The following is a 20,191-nucleotide window of genomic DNA, read 5'->3' on the forward strand; positions in this document are numbered from 1 at the left end:
GGACGCGCGGCGCGGTTGGGGCGCGCCGCGCGCCGGGTGGTGCAAGCATCTGCACGGGGCACGAATCCGTACCGCACAACGGCGTGCACGCCCCGTAACGATCTGGTGCGCGCTCGTGCACCGGTCGTCATCCTGTACGGCCACCACGAATGGTCCGAGGAGACAAGACGATGACCGAGGTCGCCGCACGGCACATGCCCGGCACCCCGTGCTGGGTGAGTCTGATGGTGCACCAGCTGACCAGCACCCAGGAGTTCTACGGCGCCCTGTTCGGCTGGGAGTTCCGGCCGGGCCCCCAGCAGCTCGGCCCGTACGTCCGGGCCCTGCTCGACGGGCACGAGGTCGCCGGCATCGGACAGCTGCCCGCCGACCGGCACCTGCCCACCGCCTGGACGCCGTATCTGGCGAGCGACGACGCCGGGGCGACCGCGCAGGCGGTCACCTGCAGCGGCGGCACCGTCGCGGTCGGCCCGCTGGACGCGGGAGACGCGGGGCGGATGGCGCTCGCGTCCGACCCGGCGGGCGCGGTGTTCGGGATCTGGCAGGCGGCGGCCCACCCGGGCGCGGCCGTCGCCGGGGCACCGGGGACGCCGGTCTGGAACGAGCTGGTGACGCGCGAGACGGCCAGCATCGTGAAGTTCTACCAGGCGGTGTTCGGGTACGACGCGGAGGCGGTCGTCTCGGCCGACTTCGACTTCACGACGCTGCTGGTCGACAAGAAGCCGGTGGCCTCGCTGCACGGCGTGGGCCACGCGCTGCCCCGCGACCGGGGCGCGCACTGGATGACGTACTTCGAGGTCGAGGACGCCGACGAGGCGGCCCTCCTGGTCTCCGACCTCGGCGGCCACGTCGTCCAGCAGCCGCGGGACGGCGCGACCGGCCGGCTCGCGGTGGTCTCGGACCCGGAGGGGGCGGTCTTCACGGTCGTACGGTCGGACCGTTGAGGCTCCCGAGGTGGGCCGTGCTGTTGACGAGGCGCACCGAAGGGCCGCCCTCGGCGGGGTAGGAGATCTCCGAGAGCGCGGCCGCGGCGAGCTCCAGCCGGAACACCGCTTCGGGCGGTGCGCCCATCGCGAGCCTGACCAGGGTCTTGACGGGCACCACATGGGTGACCACCAGGACGGTGCGGCCCCGGTGGCGGGCCAGGATCAGGTCCCGGGCGGCCGCCACCCGGTCGGCGACCTCGGCGAAGGACTCGCCGCCGGTGGGCGCCGCCGTCGGCGACTCCTGCCAGGCCGCCAGGTCGGCCGGATGGCGCTCGCGCACCTCGTCGAAGGTCAGGCCCTCCCAGGCACCGAAGTCGGCCTCGCGCAGGCCGGGTTCGACGATGGCCTCCAGACCGAGCAGCTCTGCCGTGGCGGAGGCCGTCTGCCGGCAGCGCAGCAGCGGCGAGCAGACGATGTCCTGCACCGCGCCCCGGGCCGCGAACGCCGTCGCGGCGGACCTGGCCTGCCGGATGCCGGCGGCGGAGAGCGGCGGATTGGTGCCCCCACTGCCAGAGAATCGTTTCTCTGGAGTCAGTGCCGTCTCGCCGTGCCGCAGCAGGAGCAGGGTGGTCGGAGGCCCGGCGGTCCTGGCCGGGCCCCAGCCGGCGGCGGGGGCTGCGGTCGCGGGGGCCTCGGCTGCTTCCTGCTGCGGGTGACGTGGCACTGGTGTCCTGTCTCCTTCGCGGTTTCGCGGTGGGTGTCTTCGCGGTGCGTGTCTTCGCGGTGGTGGGTTGCTTGCCCTGGCGGTACGGGCCGCCGCGTGCGCCGGGTTCAGCGCACGCGGCGGCTCGACGCGCTCCCCACCCTCGGGCTCGTCCGGCGGGCCCGCACCAGCGCCGAGGGGTGGGACTGGACGACCGACGCGGGCGGTGCCGGTGGTGGCTGCACGGGTGCCACCACCGGCGGCTGCTGCATCGGCTGCTGAGAGAGAGGTTCCGGAACGGTCCGGCGGGCGGGCTGCGGGGCGACCTGCTCGGCCTCCGTCCCGCGCTCCTGCGGCGCGTTCCCCTGCAGTTCGTCGGCGTACGCCGCGAGGCCGGGGCGGCCCGCGATCGAGAGCTTGCGGTAGGCGTTGCTCAGGTGCAGCTCCACGGTGCGCTGGGCGACGAAGAGGCTCGCCGCGATCTCCCGGTTGGTGTTCTTCCGGGCGGCCAGCAGCACCACCCTCCGCTCGGTGGGCGTCAGGGCGTCCACCCCCACCTCGGTGGCCCGGCGCGGCCTGGCGCCCGAGACGAGGAGTTCCTCCCGGACCGTCTGCTCCAGCTTCGTCGCCCCGCACACCTCCGCCAGCGACAGGGCGCGGCGCAGGAGGTCACGGGCGTCGCGCAGCCGGCTGGAGCGCCGGGTCTGGATGCCGAGGTCGGCGAGGACCCGGGCCAGTTCGAGCCGCGCGGGCGAGGATTCCAGGACCTGTACCGCGTCGCCCAGCATCGCCTCGCCCTTGCGGCCCTCCGCCAGCAGTCCGGCCGCGCGCAGCGCGCGGCCGATGGCGCGGGGCGCACCCCAGCGGCGGGCCCGGGACAGCTCGGCGTCGACGAGCCGCCGCGCCTCCTGCCGGTCGCCCCGCGCGGCGTACACCAGTGCCGCTTCGGAGCGCCACGCCAGCACGGCCGGGTTGAACGTCCCCGCCCGCTCCAGTCTGGCGCCGCACTCCAGGAGGTCGGCCAGGCCGCCCTCCTGGTCGCCGTCCGCCAGCCGCAGCCGTGCCCGGTGGAAGAACAGCGGGCCGAAGCTGCTGCGTTCGGGGATCCGCCGGTCGAGCCCGGACCGTTCCAGCAGGCGGTACGCCTCTTCCGTCCTGGCCGTCTCCACCAGCGCGCCCACGCCGGCGGCGACCGCCTGGCCGGTGCACACCCAGTACTGCGGGGAGGTCAGCGGCATCAGTTCGAGGGCCCGGTAGGAGTCCTCCAGCGCGCGGGAGAGGTTGCCGATGCGCAGGTTGACCTCGGCGCGCATGCTGTACGCCAGTGCGCCCAGGGTGCGCGAGCAGGAAGCGGTCGCCTGGTCGACGAGGAGGTCGGCCTCGGCGAGCGCGCTGTCGAGCTTGTCGGCGATGGCCAGCACCTGGATGGGTACGGTCCTGGCCGCCAGCCGCTCGTTGAGTCCGGTGTACGGCCTGCGCAGGGCCCGTTCGGCCTGCCGGACCGCTTCCAGACGGTCCTCGCCCCGGCAGCACGAGAGCAGGCTGGCGAGGTCGAGCCGGAGCCGTTGGTCGAGGAGTCCTGCCGAGTTGAGCCGGAAGAACTCGGCGGTGCTGTCGTCCGGCGGCTCGCTCCCCGACAGTACGGCGCCGGTCCGCGCCGACAGCACGGTGCCGGTCCGCGCCGAGTCCACGGTGCCGGTCCCCAGCGGGTCCACGAGGGGCTGGTCCGCGTCGGGGTAGGGGTGCAGCGGGCCGAGCCCACCGAGGACGAACTGCTCGCCCCGCAGCGTGGGGGCGTCCTGCGGGTCGGCGCCGCCGTCGGCGATGCCCTCGTCCAGTACCGTCCGGGCGTCCTGGGGCTGGTCGAGCAGGTAGAGCGAGTGCGCCAGGTCGATGCGGATGCCGGTGCGCTCCGCGGAGTCAGGGCTGAGCGTGAGGGCCCGGCGCAGGTACTCGGCGGCCGCCGCCGGGTCCTGGGACAGCTCGATCTGGCCGAGGACGCGCAGCAGTTTGCCCTGGCACTGTCCCTCGCACTCCTGGAGTCCGCGCCTCAGGTAGTCGCAGGCCACGTCGTACGCACCGCGCTCCACCGCCTCGCGCGCGGCGTCGCTGAGCACCGTGCAGGTCCAGTGCTGGGCGGGCTCGTTGTGGCTTCCTAATATCTGGACGGCGATCTGCTCGCGGGGCGCGTCGCTCTCGTACAGCATGTGCGCGGCCCGTACGTGCAGGGTGTTGCGCCTGCTGGGCGGCACCCGGGTGAGGGTCGCGGTCCGTACCAGTGGCTGGACGAAGCGCACCGCCAGGCCGTCCTGGGCCAGCAGCCCCGCGTGGGTGAGGGAGGCGACGGTGTCGGCGACCGCGAGTTCGTCCGCGTCGACGAGGCGGGCGAGCGCGGGCACGGTGGCCGCCTCGCCGAGCACCGCTACGGCCTCGGCGATCGCCTCGGCCCCCGGCCAGGTGCGGTCGTACCTGCTGAGCAGCATCTCCGCCACCTCCACCGGCCCGTGCTTCACGATGTCGCGCGGGGCGAGGGTGGCCGGGCCGGGGCCGCTGAGCCGCAGGTCGCGGAAGAGGGCGTCCAGCAGGTAGGGGTTGCCGCCGCTCACGGCGAGGGCGGACTCGACGGTGTCGGGGCGCACGGGCGCGCCGAGGATCTCCGCGGCGAGGACCGCGGTCTCCTCCCGGGACAGTCCGGCCAGCACCAGCCGGTGCTGGAAGCCTGCGAGCACCTCCGTCATCACGAAGTTCCGCGGCGCCTCGCCGGGGGCGAGGGTGGCCACGAGCGCCACCGGAGCGTTCTCCAGCCGGGCCATCAGATAGCCGAGGCACTTCAGCGAGGCCTGGTCCATCCACTGGAGGTCGTCGATGGCGAGAAGCACCGGGGCGTCCTTGGCGAGCACGCGCAGCAGAGGGTGCAGATCGGCTTCGGCCGACGCGAGCGGACTTCCCCGGGGGAAGGGGCAGTAAAGATCCTTCGCCTCGGATTCGCCTTCCATTCCGAGTACGTCGTAGGCCCGGGACACCAGCTGTTGGGCGACTCCGTACTCGGAGTCCGATTCGGAAGCACGGGCGCGTGCACTGAGCACTCGTAACCCGAATCCGGGGGCGGCTTTAACTGCGCTGCGCAGCACAGTGGTGCGCCCCATACCTGCGGTGGCCTCAATCAGTAATCCCTGGCCCTCGCCGTCCCTGACTCGGGACAGGAAATCCCACATTATTCCCCCGCGCATCGTAGGAGGTAATGCATTACAGGAATTGAACATATTTTCTCAAGCCAAGGTAAGTCAGCCACTGCACGCCGGTCAAGGAGTCCAATACCCGGTCGGCGATCTTGTCCGGATCCGCTCCCTCGGGGCGACCGTACCGGTCAACGCTACCCAGTCACGTCGATATATCTAGCAAGGTGCTAGAGAAGTAATACGTCACTTTTCGGGCGATGAGTGCATATGTGCACCTCACCCCGGGGCTAATCCTGCGGTAGCCCCCGCATAACCCTTCGGTGGCGCTGCGGCGTCGCCCCGGCGTGAGCGCGGCGGCTCGGGAAAGGATCGGAGACGCATGTGCAAGAAATGGAGATCGCCGAACCCGAGGACACCCCGTGACTGACCTCTATTCATTTGACAAAGATCAGTACGACCGCATAGGTGAAACTTACGAAAAATCTAAGCAACTGCCACTGACCAGATTTGTGGAGCGCCCGAGCGTTTCTCGGCTACTGGGTGATCTTCAAGGCCGCAATGTCCTCGATCTCGCCTGCGGAAGCGGCTTCTACACCCGGCTCGCACGCCGCCTGGGTGCGGCACGGGTGACCGGCGTGGACATCTCCGCCGAAATGGTGGACGTGGCCGAGAAGATCGAAGAACAGGAACCCCTGGGCATCGGATACCGGGTCGGGGACGCCGCGACTCTGCCGTCCCTGGGTGCCTTCGACACGGTGATGGCGATCTATCTGCTCAATTACGCGGATTCCCCGGAGGCGATGCGGGCGATGGCCGGGGCCGCCGCGGCAAACCTGCGGCCGGGCGGCACGTTCCTCTCCTTCAACGCCCGCCCCGACCTGGACCTCGACAGCGCGGACCTGTCCCGGTACGGCTTCTCCTTCGACCGGGGGGAGCCGCTGCGCACCGGCACCCGGATCAGGGTCTCGGTGGGCACCGTCCCGCCGTTCGACTTCCAGGCCTGTCTGCAGCACGCGTCGGTGTACGAGGAGGCGTTCGCCGAGGCGGGCTTCGAGGACTTCGAGTGGACGCCGACCGAGCTCTCCCTGGACGGAATCCTGGAGTTCGGCACGCCCTACTGGCAGGGCTACTTCGACAACCCGCCCTGGATCTCCTTCCGTTGCCGCCGCTCGGCCGGGGCCCGCTGACCACAGGAAGGCGTGCCGACGATGGAGTACCTGCTGCCGCGCGACCGCGAGGACGCACTGAGGGCCCTCGCGGACCGGCCGGGTGCCGTGCCCGTGGCGGGCGGCACCGAAGTGATGATGCGGCTGAACGCGGGCGACGAGCCGCCGGCCGCACTGCTGGACCTGTCCCGGCTGGCCGGGCTCGCCGCCTGGTCGCCGGTCGGGGAGGACACGGAAGCCGCGGAAGCCGTCGGGGAGGGCGCGGAAGCCGAGGACGGCACAGGAGCAGGGGCCGCCGGGGGCCGCCGGCTGGACGACGCGCGCGCCGCCGGGCGCCCGCTCCGGCTCGGCGCGACCCTGACGTACACCCGGCTGGTCCGGGAGCTGAGCGGCCCGTTGCCCGGTCTCGCCGAGGCCGCCGCCGCGGTGGGCTCCCGGCAGATCCGCAACCGCGGCACCCTGGGCGGCGCCCTGGGATCGGCCTGGCCAGCGGGCGACCTGCATCCCATGCTCCTCGCCTGCCGGGCGGACGTCGTCCTGGAGTCGGTGCGCGGCCGGCGGCGCGTGCCGGCCCGCGCCCTCTACACCGGGCCCGGCAGCACGGTGCGCGAGCCCGACGAGCTCTTCACCGCGATCGAGGTGCCGAGGGCCGCCGGCCCGCAGTGCTTCACCGCGCTCGGCCGCCGCAGTTCCCTGACGATCTCCACGGCGTCCTTCGCGGTGGCCCTGTGGCCGGACCTCGGGCGGGTCGGCACCGGCATGGGCGGCGTCGCCGGGACGCCCCGGGCGGCGACCGCCGCGGAGGAGTTCGTCGCCGCCGAGCTGACCCGGCTCGGGGCCTGGGAGTCCGCCGCGCCCCTGCCCGACGAGCTGCTGCGGCACTTCGGAGAGCTGGCCGCCGGGGAGAGCGCCCCCGTGGACGACGTACGGGGAAGCGCCTCCTACCGGCGCCACGCGCTGGCCGTCCTGGCCCGCCGGACCCTCGCCCGGGCCTGGCAGCAACGACACCCCTGCAGGATGGAGCGGGAACCATGCGCCTGACCCTCACCGTGAACGGCGAGCGACACGTCCTCGACGACGTGCGGGAGACCGAGAGCCTCCTGTACGTGCTGCGCGAGCGCGTCGGCCTGACCGGCACCAAGAACGCCTGCGAGGAAGGGCGTTGCGGTTCCTGCTCGGTGCACCTGGAGGGCCTGCTCTGCTGCGCCTGTCTGGTGCCCGCGGCGCAGGCCGACGGGCAGCGGGTGCGGACCGTCGAGGGGCTCGGCGACCCGGAGGCCCCCGACCGGCAGCACCCGGTGCGGCGCGCGTTCCTGGAGGCGGGGGCCGTGCAGTGCGGGTTCTGCACCGCGGGGATGCTGATGGCCGCCGAGGACCTGCTGAGCCGGGAGCCCGATCCGGACGAGGCCGGGGTGCGGTCCGCCATGTCGGGCAACGTCTGCCGGTGCACCGGCTACCAGCACATCGTGGACGCGGTGCTGCGGGCCGCCGAGTACCGGCGCGACGCCGCGGCCGGGGATCCAGGACCCGAAGGACCGCACGCCGCCCGGCCCGTCCCCCAGGAGCTCCGGTGAAGGCGCCCGCCGGCTACCCGACCGGCCGCGCCGGCGGCCCGCTCGGCGAGAGCGTGCCGCGCCCCGACGGCCCGGCGAAGACCGAGGGCACCTTCGTCTACTCCTCCGACCTCCAGGCCCCGGACATGCTGTGGGGGGCCACCACCCGCAGCCCGCACCCGCACGCCCGCATCCTGCGCATCGACACCGCACGGGCGCGCGCCCTGCCCGGGGTGCACGCCGTCCTCACCCACCGGGACGTGCCGGGACGGAACCTGCAGGGCTCGATGGTCGTCGACAAGCCGGTGCTGGCCGTGGACGTCGTCCGGTACGAGGGCGAGGCCGTCGCCCTGGTGGCCGCCGACCACCGGGAGACCGCGCGCCGGGCCGCCGAGCTGGTGCACGTCGAGTACGAGGTGCTGCGCCCGCTCACCGACCCGGCCGCCGCGCTCGACGAGGACGCGATACGGGTCCATCCGGAGGGGAACCTGGTGCGCCGGGTGCCCCTGCTCCGGGGCGCGGCCCAGCACGGCAGGCTGCCCCGCGCGGAGGTGGTGGTGCGCGGCGAGTACGAGATCGGCATGCAGGACCAGGCCTTCCTCAGCCCGGAGTCGGGGCTCGCGGTGCCGACCCCGGACGGCGGGGTGGACCTGCACGTCGCGAGCCAGTGGATCCACGAGGACCACGCCCAGATGGCCGCCTGCCTGGGACTGCCGGGCGAGCGGGTACGGGTCCTGCTGGCCGGTGTGGGCGGCGCGTTCGGCGGCCGCGAGGATCTGACGATGCACGTCCACGCGAGCATGCTGGCGCTGCGCACCGGACGCCCGGTGAAGATGTGCTACTCCCGCAACGAGTCCTTCTTCGGCCATGTGCACCGGCATCCGGCCCGGATGACCTACGAGCACGGCGCCACCCGCGAGGGGAAGCTCGTCTACGTCAAGGCGTCGATCCTGCTGGACGGCGGTGCGTACGCGTCCACTTCGACCGCGATCACCAGCACCGTCGCCATGTGCGCGGTCGGGCCGTACGAGGTGGAGCACGTCGACGTGGACGTGCACTCGGTCTACACCCACAATCCGCCGTGCGGCGCGATGCGCGGCTTCGGCGCGGTGCAGGCCTGCTACGGCTACGAGTCCCAAATGGACCTCCTGGCGAAGGAGTTGGGCCTGGACCCGGTGGAGCTGCGGCTGCGCAACGCGGTGGCGGAGGGCTCCACGGTGGCGAACGGGCAGGTGCTGGACCAGCCGGCACCGGTCGCCGAACTGCTGCAGCGGCTGCGCGCCGTACCCCTCCCCGGTCCCGCGCGGGCCCCGCTGCCCCACGTGGCACGGGGTGTGGGGTACGCGGTGGGGCTGAAGAACGTGGGCTTCGTCGAGGGCTTCGACGACTACTCCACCGCCCGGGTGCGGCTCGAACTCCACGGCGGGGTGCCGCAGGCCCGGGTCACCACCGCCGCCGCCGAGGTCGGGCAGGGGCTGGTCACCGTGCAGTCCCAGATCGTCACCGCCGAACTCGGCGTGTCCGAGGTGCTGGTGGAGCTGGGCGACACCACCTTCGGCGACGCGGGCCCCACCTCGTCCGGCCGGCAGAGCTACGTCACGGGCGGCGCGGTCAAGGCGGCGGCCGAGGCGGTGCGCGCCCTCGTGCTCGCCCGTACGGACCGGCTGCTCGGCACACCGGGCGCCTCGGCGGGTCTGGAGCGGGCCACGGTGGTCGACGCCGCCGGCCGGCCGCTGGCCAAGCTCGCGGACGTACTGGCGGAAGGCGCGGTGGAGGAGACCCGGGAGTTCCACCACCGGCCGACCCGTCCGCTGGACCCGGTCACCGGGCAGGGCGACGCGATCTTCCAGTACGCCTTCGCCGCGCACCGGGCGGTGGTGGACGTGGACCTGGAGCTGGGCACCGTCGAGGTGGTCGCCCTCGACACCGCCCAGGACGTGGGTCTGGCCCTCAACCCCCTGGCCCTGCGCGGGCAGTTGCACGGCGGCAGCTGTCAGGGCCTCGGACTCGCGCTGATGGAGGAGATCCAGGTGTCCGGGGGCCGCATCCTCAACGCCTCCTTCACCGACTACCTGATCCCCACCATGACGGACATGCCCCGGATGCGGCTGGAGATCCTGGAGCACTCCGACCCGCACGCCCCTTACGGACTGCGGGGCGCGGGCGAGATGCCGACCGTCACCTCCCCCTCGGCGGTCGCCGCCGCCGTGCGCACCGCGACCGGACGCACCCTGCCGCGCATCCCCATCGGCCCCGAGGACATCCTCGGGCTCTCCTGAAAGGCCATACGCATGACGGAAACACCCGACACCCGCACCCGGACGGGGGCGGCCGCAACCCAGCAGTACGACGCGATCGGCGCGCAGTGGGAGAACGCCCGGGAACTGCCCACCGTCTACCCGGAACGCTCCAGTTTCCGGCGTCTGCTGGGCGACGTCCGCGGCGCCGACGTCCTCGACCTGGCCTGCGGCGACGGGTTCTACACCCGGCAGGTCAGGCAGGAGGGGGCGCGCCGCGCGCTGGGCGTGGACATCTCCCCCGCGATGGTCGAGTCGGCCCGGGCGATCGAGGAGCGGGCCCCGCTGGGCGTGGAGTACCTGGTGGCGGACGCGGCACGGCCCGACCTCTCGGAACTGGGCGGCCACGACCTGGTGCTGGCCGCCTACCTGGTCAACTACGCGAAGTCCGAGGAGGAGTTGACGGACATGTGCCGGGGCGCGCTGAGCGCGCTGGCTCCCGGCGGCCGGTTCGTCGGGGTGACCCAGCGCCCCGGCTTCTCCTTCCGGGGGCCGCGCCCCGACCCGTACGGATTCCACTTCGCGCGGCAGCGGGAGTCGGAGCTCGGCACCCACATCAAGGTCACCGCAGCGCTCCGGCCGCCGATCAGCTTCGAGACCTGCCTGATCCGGCCCGAGGTGTACGAACGCGCCTTCGCGGCGGCCGGGTTCGGCGAGCTGACGTGGGTGGAGATGACGGTCGGCGAGGAGGGCGAGCGACGGTACGGCACGGCCTTCTGGGAGGGGTTCCTGGCGAACCCGCCCATCGTGATGTTCGAGGCACGCCGCTGAGCCGACGCACGGGGGCGCCCCGCCGCACCGGCGTGCGGGGAGCGCCTCACCGAGCCGTCGTACGGAGGGCGCCTCACTGAGCCGACGCGCGGGCGGGGGGGGCACCTCGCGGCGCCTCGCACCGGGCCGACGCGCGGGGGCACCTCGCCGGGCCGCCGGGCAGGCGCGCCCCCGGGCCGTCGGGCAGGCGCCCCCCCCGGGCCGTCGGGCAGGCGCCCCCCCGGGCCACTGTGCAGGGGCGCCGTCCCCGGGCCCGGCCGGGGCGCGCCCCGAGCCGCTTCAGGCCCTCTCGGCCACGTTCCTTCAGACCCTCTCGGCCACGTTCGGCGCGCGCAGCGTGTCCACCAGTTCCTGCAGGACGGGGACCACTTCGGGCCGCACCGAGTAACAGATCTGGACGCCGCGTCTGCGGGTGCTCACCAGCCCCGCCCCGCGCAGCACCTTCAGATGCTGGCTGACGGTGGGCTGCGAGACGCCGAAGACGTCGGCGAAGTCACAGGCGCAGGTCTCCGGCTCGGCGGCGAGGGCACGGACGATCCCCAACCGCAGCGGGTGGCCGAGCGCCTTGAACATCTGGGCAGTCGATACGAGGTCGGTCACGCTTGACAGCATATCAACGTTCGCCTATATGCTAGATCTGCCATATAAGGAAACCGGCATATAACTGAGATGGAGAACCGATGAGCACGTCCGCTCCTGGGAGCAGCACGGAAGAGGGGATCTGGACCCCCCGCTACCGGGCCCTGACCATCGGACTGATCCTGTCCGTCACGCTGGTGGCCTTCTTATGGCTCGGAGTGGCGACCGTGCTGCCACCCGTCGCCAAGGAACTCGACGGCCTCGGCCTGTTCGGCTGGGCGTTCACCGCGTTCATGCTGGCCAACATCTTCGGCACGGTGCTCACCGGCAAGGGTGCCGACCAGCGCGGCCCGGCCGCCCCGTACCTCCAGGCCTTCCTGTTCTTCGTGATCGGCTGCGGCATCTCCGCGATCGCGAACAACTGGTACGTCTTCCTGCTCGGCCGCACCCTCCAGGGCGCCGGCGTCGGCGGCGTGCTCGCCATCGCCTACCTGACCGTCGGGCGGGCCTACCCGGACGCGCTGCGCGCCCGGATGCTCGCCCTGGTGGCCTCCGCGTGGACGCTGCCCGCACTGCTGGGTCCGGCGATCGCGGCGGCGATCGCCGAGGCCACCAACTGGCGCGTGGTGTTCATCATCCTGGTGCCGCTGGTGCCCATCGGGGTGTTCCTCACCCTGCCCGCCCTGCGTAAGCTCGGCGCCCCCGAGGCGTCCGCCCCCGACAAGGGACGCATCCCCTACACCCTGCTGCTGGTGATCGGCACGGGCGCGGTGCTGGTCGGACTTGAGGAGCACAACCTCGCCATCACGATCCCCGTGGTCCTCGCGGGCGCGGCCCTCGCCCTGCCCATGCTGCGCAAGCTGCTGCCGCCCGGCACGCTCACCGTGCAGCGCGGAATGCCCGCCGGAATGATCGTGCGCGGACTCGTCAGCACCGCCTACTACGGGGCCGAGTCGTTCTTCCCGCTGAGCATGACGCTGGTCCTTGGCCTGAGCACCCTGGAGTCCGGGCTCGCCCTGTCCGCGGGTGCGCTCACCTGGGTCACCGGCGCCTGGATCCAGGCGAAGCTGGACGCCCGCAGCGAGGGCAAGGGACGGCACAGCCGGGTGGTGGCGGGCTTCGTCCTGCTGGTCGTCGGCGACGCGATGATCGCCCTGGCCATCGGCACCGACCTCAAGAGCGTCACGCTCGCCGTGCTCGGCTGGGCGATCGCGGGCTTCGGCATGGGCCTGGTGTACCCGGCGGTCACCACCATCGTGCTCTCCATCGCCCCCAAGGGGCAGGAGGGCGCGGCCAGTTCCAACCTCCAGCTGTCCGAGACCATGTCCGTCGCCGTCATGACCGGCCTGGGCACCGCGGTCAGCGCCTACGGAGCCACCCAGGGCTGGGCCGAGAACGGCGCGCTCGGCATCGTCTTCGCCATCACCACGCTGGCGGCCCTGGTGGGCATCGGCGCAGGTCTGCGCACCCGGGTCAAGGACAAGGACGGTCCGGACACCGGATCCGCCGCGCCCGCGCCCGCCGGGGAACCGGACCGGCAGGACGCGGGGCACACCGCCTGACCGACACGCACCCGCAGTTCCGGCCGACCGACCGCGGCCCGGCGCACACCTCCCCGTGTGCGCCGGGCCGCTTTCGTGCGTCCGGACACCCCCGGCTCCCGTCCGGCGGGCCGCTGCCGTACGATCGGCCGCCCCCGGCCCCGTAAAACCCACGTGCGAACGGCCGGGGGCCGTACCCGCGCGTGCGCCGGGACCGTACCCGCGTGTCGGCCGGGACCGTGCCCGCGCGTGAGCCGGGGGCCGTACCCGTGCGTGAGCCAGGACCGTGCCCGCGCAGGAGCGGCCGGCAACTCCACTGCCGCCGAAGGGCGTTCCCGCCCGGCCGGTCCTTCGGTGGACCTGCGGTCCCCTCGGTGCCGGAACATGCACCGCCGGAAAATGCTTCGGGCGTATCTCGGTGCGCACCGCATGTCCCTCGCGCGCCGCACCGTGAAGACTCCTGTTGATCCACAGGAAAGGCCCACGTGGATCTTCTCCCCTGGAGGACCAGTGACCGACGCACGCAACGGTGGGACGACGACTTCGTCCACCGCGCAGAAGAGCCAGGTACACGACGCGGTGACCGTCCGGAGCACAGTAGAGGTTCCGGTGCGGCTCGCCGACGGCTTCACGACGTCCGCACAGATGACCACCTTTCGCGGCCTCAGCGACGGCGAGGAGCACCTGGCCCTCGCCTTCGGACCGACGTCGGACACCCCCCTGGTCCGACTCCACTCCGAGTGCCTGACCGGTGACGTCTTCGGTTCCGCGCGCTGCGACTGCGGTCCGCAGCTGACGGAGTCCCTGAAGCTGCTCTCCGCGTCCGGCGGGCTGCTGCTGTACCTGCGCCAGGAAGGGCGCGGCATCGGGCTGTACAACAAGCTCGACGCCTACGACGTACAGGACCGGCTGGGTCTGGACACCTTCGCCGCCAACCGGCACCTGAACTTCTCCGACGACCTGCGGGACTACCGGGCCGCGGCACAGATGCTGCACGTGCTCGGCGCCTCCCGGCTGCGTCTGCTGAGCAACAACCCGGACAAGACGGCGCAGTTGCGCGAGTACGGCATCGAGATCGTCGACCAGGTGCCCACCGGCGCCTTCCTCAACGAACGGAACCTTCGCTACCTCCGCGCGAAGGTGGAACTGCACGGCCACTGCATCGAGATCACGCAGGAGATCGCATGATTCAGCACCGCGGCCCCATCAGTGGAATCGCCGCCTGGCAGGACCGCTACGTAGCGACAGCGGGCTATGACAACCAAGTCATCTGCTGGGACCAGCAGACCGGGGAGTCGCTCGCCCGCTCCCTGCACGACCACCTCGCCAACCAGTGCTCCTTCTCGCCGGACGGACGCTTCCTGCTGACGTCCTCCAGCGACCACTCGGCCCGTCTGTGGACCGTCCCCGACCTGCGTCTGGCCGCCGTCTTCGACGCCCAGGAGGACGACGTCGAGATGTCGGTGTTCCACCCGACGAAGGAGCTGGTGGCGACGGCCTCCCGCGACCACCGGGTGCGGGTGTACGCCTTCGACGGCCGGCTGGAGCGGACCTTCACGGGTCACACCGCCGACGTGATCTCGGTGGAGTGGAGCCACGGCGCCGACGAACTGATCTCCTCCAGCGACGACGGCACCATCAAGCGGTGGTCGCTGGCGACCGGGGAACTCCTCGCGGACCTGGACATGGACGGCGTCGAGACCGACACCATCGCCATCGCCACCAGCGGCGTCATCTTCGCGGGCAACGACGAGGGCCAGATCATCGTGGTCGGCGACGACGGCCGCGAGGTGCTCCCGGCCCACGAGGCGGGCATCAAGCGCCTGGTCCTGGACAACGAGCGGGACCTGCTGGTGAGCCTGAGCTACGACCGCACGATGCGGCTGTGGAACGTGGCGTCCCGGCGCCCCGAGCCGATGGGCACCACCGCACTGCCTGACGACGTGTGGCCGCGCTCCTGCGCCTTCGCGGGCGGCTCCCGGCTGGTGTTCGCCACCTTCGGCGCCACCTACCGCGGCTACGACTACGAGACCCAGACCTGGGACACCACCCCGGTGCCGCCCACCGGCGGCGTCAACGCGGTCCTGCCGCTGCCCTCGGGGCTGCTCACCGTGGGCGACTCGGGCACGGTGCACCGCGACGGCAAGGCGATCGCCGACACCGGCAGCCTGTGCAACTTCCTGGCACCGCTGGGCGAACTGGTGCTCACCGGCGGCCAGTTGGGCAAGGTCTTCGACGCGGGCACCGGCCAGGAGCTGTACCAGCACCGCTCCCCGCTGAACTGTGCCGCCGCCTTCGAGCACGACGGCGCGCAGCACGCGGTGGTCGGCGCGTACACCGGCGAGGGGCTCGTCCTGCGGCTGGACGCCAGGGGCCGGGCCGAGCACGTGCGCGACCTGCCGCTGCACACCAACGCGGTGAAGGGCGTCGCCGTCTCGGGCGACCTGATCTTCTCCGTGGCGGCGGACGCGTCGGCGACCTGGTACCGGGCCTCCACCCTGGAGAAGGTGGCCACGATCGAGGACGCCCACGACCGGATCGCCAACGGGTGCGCCGGGCTCGCCGACGGCTGGTTCGCCAGCGTCAGCCGGGACCTCAAGCTCCGGCTGTGGGACCCCGAGCAGCGGGTGCAGGTGCTGGACACCCCGCACACGCACTCCATCAAGTGCGTGGCCGCGTCCGACGACGGCCGGCTCATCGCCACCGGCGGCTACCACGGACAGGTCGCGATCTACGACCGTGCGACGTCCTCGTGGAGCCGTGACGCGCGCCCCACCGCGGCGGGCATCTCCTCCCTCGCCTACGACGCGGAGCGCAAGCTCTTCCTCGCCGCGTCCTACGACGGGCAGGTCTACCCGCTCGCCGGGTGATCCCCCACCAGCGGCGGTCCGGGAGGCGTGGCACGTCCCGCCTCCCGGACCGCCCCAATGCTCCGGAGGCACAGACATGACCAGCACTCCGACGGTCGGCTCCCCCAGCGACGCCACCACGTCCGGCGCCCGCCCACCCGTCGTCATGGCCAACCCCAACACCCTGACCGACCGGGCCGCCATGGGGCTGCCGGAGACCTTCGTGGCGCGCGGCCCCGCCTGGGCGCTGCGCAACCACCAGGACCTCCTGACCAGGACCCCCGAGGAACTCGTCGCGGTGGCCGAGGACCCCCGGCAGGAGTTCGCCACGCGGTGCGCCGCCGGTACCGTGCTCGGCCTGATCGGGGACCCCAGGGTGCGTCCGTACTCCCCGCCGATGGCCGAAGTGCCCGCCGCACGCGTGACGTTGGGGCTCGACCCCGGTGCGGTGGACTCCGTGCTGGAGCAGTGGCGGCACGCCGGGGTGGAACGGGAGTGGATCGCCAAGGAGTGCCCGCAGTACGAGGCGGACCTCGCCGCGTTCCGGATCGCCCTGCACCCGGTGACGAACGCCGAGTACCGGCTGTTCCTGGAGGAGACGGACGCGCACTGGCTGCCCAGCTCCTGGCGGTTCGGGGTGTATCCGGAACTGCTCGCCAACCACCCGGTGTGGACCGTCCCCGCCGAGGCCGCCGACGCGTACGCCGAGTGGCTGGCCGGTGCCACCGGGCGGGCCTTCCGGCTGCCGTCCGAGGCCGAGTGGGAGTACGCGGCCTCCGGCGGCGACGGGCGCGCCTACCCGTGGGGCGCCTCCTTCCGCCCGCAGTGCACGAACACCGTGGAGGGCGGCCCGCTGCGCACTGTGCCGATCGGCGTCCATCCGGGCGGGTGTTCGCCGTTCGGGGTGCACGACATGGCCGGGAACGTCGAGGAGTACGTGAGCGACCTGTACCGCCCCTACGACGGCGGCGACCGCATCGACGACGACCTGGCCGTGACCCGGGGCAGCTACCGGATCGCGCGCGGCGGGAGCTTCACCAGGTTCGGCGACCTGGCGCGCTGCCGGCGCCGGCACGGCTGGTACGAACGGGACATCTACGCCATGGGCTTCCGGCTCGCGGAGTCCCTGTGAGCGGGGCGGACAGGTGGCAGTTGCCCACCCCCGCCGCGAGCCAGGACGGCACGTCCGCGCCACCGGCCAGCCCCGCCGAACACGCCGCGATGGAGCGGGCCGTCGCCCTCTCCCGGGCCCACCTGGGGCGCACCAGCCCCAACCCGGTCGTCGGCTGCGTCCTCCTGGACGCCCACGGCACGATCCTCGGCGAGGGCGGCCACCGGGGCGCGGGCCATCCGCACGCGGAGGTGGAGGCGCTGCGGGCGGCGGGCGCGCGGGCGTACGGGGCGACCGCCGTGGTCACCCTGGAGCCGTGCACGCACACCGGCCGCACCGGCCCCTGCACCGGTGCGCTGCTGGCCGCCGGAGTGGCCCGGGTGCTGTACGCGGTGCCCGACCCCACCCCCCGGGCCGGCGGGGGCGCCGCGCTGCTGCGCGCCGCCGGGGTGCAGGTGGTCGGCGACGTCCACCGCGAGGCGGCGGAGCTCGCCAACGAGCTGTGGCTGACCTCGGTGCGCCGCGAACGCCCCTGCGTCACCTGGAAGTTCGGCGGAACCCTGGACGGCAGGAGCGCCGCAGCCGACGGGAGTTCCCGGTGGATCACCGGCAGCGAGGCCCGTGCGGACGCCCACCGGCTGCGCGCCGAGCACGACGCGGTACTGGTCGGTGCGGGCACCCTGCGCACCGACGACCCGCACCTGGGGCTGCGGCACGGCGTCGTCGGCAAGCCGCCGCTGCGGATCGTACTGAGCCGGGACGGGGTGCTCCGCCCGGACGCCAGGGTGCTGGACGACGCGGCGCCGACGCTGGTGGTGACCGCCAAGGACGCCGTCGCGCCGCAACTTCCGCACGGGCACGAGACGTTGGCCCTGCCGTACGACACGGAGGGCCTGGACCTCAACGCGCTGAGCCGGGAGCTCTACCGGCGGGGGCTGCGCTCGGTGCTGCTGGAGGGCGGGGCGGCGCTCGCCGCGGGGTTCGCGCGGCGCGGGATGCTGGACCGGGCGGTCTGCTATCTGGCCCCCTCGTTCCTGGGGGCGAGCGGCCGCCCGGTGCTTGACGACTTCGGCGCCGACCGCCTCGCGGACGGCCTGCGCTTCGAGTTCGGCGAGGTCGACCGGCTGGGCGGCGACCTGCGCTGCGTACTGCGCACGCGCACCGCGGCCGACGTGCGTCCCGACCCGCTTCCCGACTCCGGGAGACGGCCGGTGCCGGGCCCGGGGCAGCAGACACCGGCGCCCGTCACCACCACGGAGGCCGTATGACGAGCACGAGCACCTGGCGCCATCCGGCCGACCTGCCGCGGGTGGCCGTGATTTACCACAGCCGCCGGGGCACCATGCACCGGCTGGCCGTCGCCGCCGCCGAGGGAGCCGCCGCGCACGGGGCCCAGGTGCGGCTGCTGCGGGTCGCGGACGAAGGCCCCGGCCCGTCACGGCCGAGGCGGCACACCGGGGCCGACCCGGAGCATCCCGTGGCCTCGCCGGAGGACGTGCGCTGGGCGGACGGCCTGGTCCTGGCGACACCGACGTACTTCGGGAACGTCTCCGCCCCCTTCAAGAGATTCCTGGACTCCACCTCCCGGCTGTGGGCACGCGGCCTGCTGGCCGACCGGGTGGTGACCGCCATGACCTCGGCCGAGTGCGACTACGGCGGGCGCGAAGCCACCCTGCTGAGCCTGTACCAGACCGCCTGGCACTGGGGTTCCTGGGTGCTCGGCGCGGACCTCGCGGACCTCCCCCACCTCTCGGGCCCCGGGCTCCCCCGGACGGGCGGCAACCCCTACGGGCTCTCGGTCCGCTACCGCCGCGGGGAACAGGTGTCGGCCCCCGAGGTGGAGGCCGCCCGGGCGCAGGGCGCACGGCTCGCGGAGTTCGCCGCGCGCACCCCGCGGCTGCGGGGCCTCGCCGCCCCCCGGCCGATGCGCGGCCCCGCCCGCGTCACCGTCGTGCACCACGCCCGGCACGAAGCGGTCCGCGTACTGGCCCAGGAGTGCGCGGCCGGTGCCAGGGAGCTGGGGGCGGAGGTCAGGCTGCGCCGGGTGCCGGAGGCCACGACCGCTTCCGGTGGGATGCACTCCGCCGTCAAGGGGCCGCCCAGCGCACCCCCGGCGACGGAGCGGGACCTGGAGTGGGCGGACGCGGTGGTGTTCGGCTCGCTCGCCAGGCTCGGCGCGCCGGCCGCCGCGCTGGTGGACTTCCTGCAGCGGCTGCCGGAGGGCGTCGGCCCGCTGACCGAGAAGGCGGCGAGTTCCTTCGTGGTCACCCCGCGGCCCCACTCGGGGAGCGAGTCGGCGCTGCTGGCCTTCCACCACCTGCTGTTCCACGGCGGGGCGGTGGTGGCACCGCCCGGCTACACCGACCCTGCGTCCCTGGCGGCGGGCGGCAATCCGTACGGCAGCGCCCACGCCCTCTCGCACGGGGCCCTGCCGGGCCCCGCCGCACTGGAGGCGGTCCGGTACCAGGGTCAGCGGGCCGCCGTGGTCGGCGACCTGCTGCGCCGCACGGACCGGGCCCCGTACCGGCCGCAGGTCCCCGGCACCCGGGAAGAACTGCACATCGAGCAGACCCAGCACACCAAGCGCACTCAGCACACCCAGCACACCCAGCACATCGCGGGAAAGGCGGCGTCATGACCGTGCAGCAGTACGACGAGATCGGCGAGGCGTACGAGGGGTTCAAGACCCTGCCGCTCGCCCGGTACTCCGAAGTCCCCAGCTTCCTGGGCATGCTGGGCCCCCTGGCCGGGCGCAGCGTGCTGGACCTGGCGTGCGGCACCGGCTTCTACAGCCGGTCGATCAAGCGGCTGGGCGCGGCCGACGTGCTGGGCGTCGACATCTCGGGCGAGATGGTCGCCGCCGCCCGGGGCATCGAGGAGCGGGATCCGCTGGGCATCCGGTACGAGGTACTGAACGCGGCACAACTCCCGGACCCCGAGCGGAAGTTCGACGCCGCCACCGCCGTGTACCTGCTGAACTACGCGGACGACGAGGAGACGTTGTTCCGGATGTGCCGCGGGGTGCACCGGAGCCTCGCGGACGGCGGCGAGTTCTGCGTACTGACTCAGAATCCGTCATTCCGCTTCGATGGCCCGTCGACCGACCCCTACGGCTTCCGCTACGAGCGGGTGGGTGTGACGGCGATGGGCCCGCGGGTGCACATCACCGCGCTCCTCGATCCGCCGATCTCCTTCGACACCAACTACCCCGCACAGGCGGTGTACGAGCACGCGCTGGGCCGGGCCGGGTTCCGGGACGTCACCTGGGTTCCGCTGGAGGTGCCGGCCGCGTCGATGGCCGCGTTCGCGCCCGGGTTCTGGGACGACTACCTCGCCAACCAACCGCTGACGATGCTGCGCTGCACCGCCTAGGCGCTCCGCACGGCGTGCCGCGAGGTGCCGTCGCCCATCTGCGGCGTCGCCGCGGCCGGTCACGCCCACGCGGCGGAGCCGCAGATCCAGTACAGCCCCCGCCCCTTCCGGGCGCCACCCCTTTCCCCCAGCTTGAGGAGTGTT

Annotated in this window: 16 protein-coding genes; 13 read left to right on the top strand and 3 right to left on the bottom strand. The window is 73.1% G+C overall.

Annotated elements, in window-relative coordinates; all coding sequences use genetic code 11:
- Window positions 1-170: 170 nt before the first annotated feature.
- Entirely contained in the window at window positions 171-944 is a 774-nt protein-coding gene (locus tag ACH4SP_RS38040) for a VOC family protein (RefSeq protein WP_398422253.1), read from the top strand.
- On the opposite strand, the gene ACH4SP_RS38045 is transcribed toward ACH4SP_RS38040, so the two are convergent.
- Window positions 919-1,650, bottom strand: a complete 732-nt coding sequence (locus ACH4SP_RS38045) for a histidine phosphatase family protein (RefSeq protein ID WP_398422255.1) — start codon at window positions 1,648-1,650, stop codon at window positions 919-921. The genes ACH4SP_RS38040 and ACH4SP_RS38045 overlap by 26 nt on opposite strands.
- Window positions 1,651-1,757: 107 nt before the next feature.
- Window positions 1,758-4,892 carry an AAA family ATPase gene (locus ACH4SP_RS38050; protein WP_398422257.1) on the bottom strand — a complete coding sequence of 1,045 codons (3,135 nt, stop codon included), beginning with the start codon at window positions 4,890-4,892 and terminating at the stop codon, window positions 1,758-1,760.
- Between the two features lie 425 nt (window positions 4,893-5,317).
- Here ACH4SP_RS38050 and ACH4SP_RS38055 point away from each other — a divergent pair, with 425 nt between their 5' ends.
- From ACH4SP_RS38055 to ACH4SP_RS38075, 5 genes are read left to right on the top strand one after another with little or no spacing between them, the layout of a single operon-like run.
- A complete protein-coding gene (locus ACH4SP_RS38055) occupies window positions 5,318-5,995 on the top strand; it encodes a class I SAM-dependent methyltransferase (RefSeq protein ID WP_398422259.1) in 678 nt (225 codons plus the stop codon).
- 21 nt (window positions 5,996-6,016) lie between these two features.
- The gene (locus tag ACH4SP_RS38060; RefSeq protein WP_398422438.1) at window positions 6,017-7,015 is read left to right on the top strand and encodes an FAD binding domain-containing protein; all 999 of its coding nucleotides are present in this window, start codon (window positions 6,017-6,019) and stop codon (window positions 7,013-7,015) included.
- Complete coding sequence (locus ACH4SP_RS38065; RefSeq protein WP_398422261.1) at window positions 7,006-7,548, top strand: (2Fe-2S)-binding protein; 543 nt, start codon at window positions 7,006-7,008, stop codon at window positions 7,546-7,548. Before ACH4SP_RS38060 ends, ACH4SP_RS38065 begins: the two co-directional genes overlap by 10 nt.
- Window positions 7,545-9,806, top strand: a complete 2,262-nt coding sequence (locus ACH4SP_RS38070) for a xanthine dehydrogenase family protein molybdopterin-binding subunit (protein ID WP_398422263.1) — start codon at window positions 7,545-7,547, stop codon at window positions 9,804-9,806. The genes ACH4SP_RS38065 and ACH4SP_RS38070 overlap by 4 nt, the downstream gene beginning before the upstream one ends.
- Window positions 9,807-9,818: 12 nt before the next feature.
- The gene (locus ACH4SP_RS38075; RefSeq protein ID WP_398422266.1) at window positions 9,819-10,595 is read left to right on the top strand and encodes a class I SAM-dependent methyltransferase; all 777 of its coding nucleotides are present in this window, start codon (window positions 9,819-9,821) and stop codon (window positions 10,593-10,595) included.
- 303 nt (window positions 10,596-10,898) lie between these two features.
- Here the strand turns inward: ACH4SP_RS38075 and ACH4SP_RS38080 are convergent, their stop codons facing one another.
- Complete coding sequence (locus ACH4SP_RS38080; protein ID WP_398422268.1) at window positions 10,899-11,195, bottom strand: ArsR/SmtB family transcription factor; 297 nt, start codon at window positions 11,193-11,195, stop codon at window positions 10,899-10,901.
- An 80-nt stretch (window positions 11,196-11,275) separates the two neighbouring features.
- On the opposite strand from ACH4SP_RS38080, the gene ACH4SP_RS38085 reads away from it, so the two are divergent.
- From ACH4SP_RS38085 to ACH4SP_RS38115, 7 genes are all read left to right on the top strand, one after another.
- The gene (locus ACH4SP_RS38085) at window positions 11,276-12,736 is read left to right on the top strand and encodes an MFS transporter (protein WP_398422270.1); all 1,461 of its coding nucleotides are present in this window, start codon (window positions 11,276-11,278) and stop codon (window positions 12,734-12,736) included.
- A gap of 489 nt (window positions 12,737-13,225) precedes the next feature.
- On the top strand, window positions 13,226-13,903 hold the full coding sequence (ribA, locus tag ACH4SP_RS38090) for a GTP cyclohydrolase II RibA (protein ID WP_398422272.1): 678 nt from the start codon (window positions 13,226-13,228) through the stop codon (window positions 13,901-13,903).
- Window positions 13,900-15,585 (top strand): WD40 repeat domain-containing protein, encoded by a 1,686-nt coding sequence (locus ACH4SP_RS38095; protein ID WP_398422274.1) that lies wholly within the window; start codon window positions 13,900-13,902, stop codon window positions 15,583-15,585. The genes ribA and ACH4SP_RS38095 overlap by 4 nt, the downstream gene beginning before the upstream one ends.
- A gap of 76 nt (window positions 15,586-15,661) precedes the next feature.
- Window positions 15,662-16,696, top strand: coding sequence for a formylglycine-generating enzyme family protein (locus ACH4SP_RS38100; RefSeq protein WP_398422276.1), 1,035 nt, complete (start codon window positions 15,662-15,664; stop codon window positions 16,694-16,696).
- Window positions 16,697-16,785: 89 nt separating this feature from the next.
- Window positions 16,786-17,943, top strand: a complete 1,158-nt coding sequence (ribD, locus tag ACH4SP_RS38105; RefSeq protein ID WP_398422440.1) for a bifunctional diaminohydroxyphosphoribosylaminopyrimidine deaminase/5-amino-6-(5-phosphoribosylamino)uracil reductase RibD — start codon at window positions 16,786-16,788, stop codon at window positions 17,941-17,943.
- Window positions 17,940-19,313 (top strand): flavodoxin family protein, encoded by a 1,374-nt coding sequence (locus ACH4SP_RS38110; RefSeq protein WP_398422278.1) that lies wholly within the window; start codon window positions 17,940-17,942, stop codon window positions 19,311-19,313. The genes ribD and ACH4SP_RS38110 overlap by 4 nt, the downstream gene beginning before the upstream one ends.
- On the top strand, window positions 19,310-20,047 hold the full coding sequence (locus tag ACH4SP_RS38115) for a class I SAM-dependent methyltransferase (RefSeq protein ID WP_398422280.1): 738 nt from the start codon (window positions 19,310-19,312) through the stop codon (window positions 20,045-20,047). The genes ACH4SP_RS38110 and ACH4SP_RS38115 overlap by 4 nt, the downstream gene beginning before the upstream one ends.
- Window positions 20,048-20,191: the final 144 nt, after the last annotated feature.

The sequence above is a fragment of the Streptomyces sp. NPDC021093 genome (assembly GCF_044333135.1).
Lineage (GTDB): Bacteria > Actinomycetota > Actinomycetes > Streptomycetales > Streptomycetaceae > Streptomyces.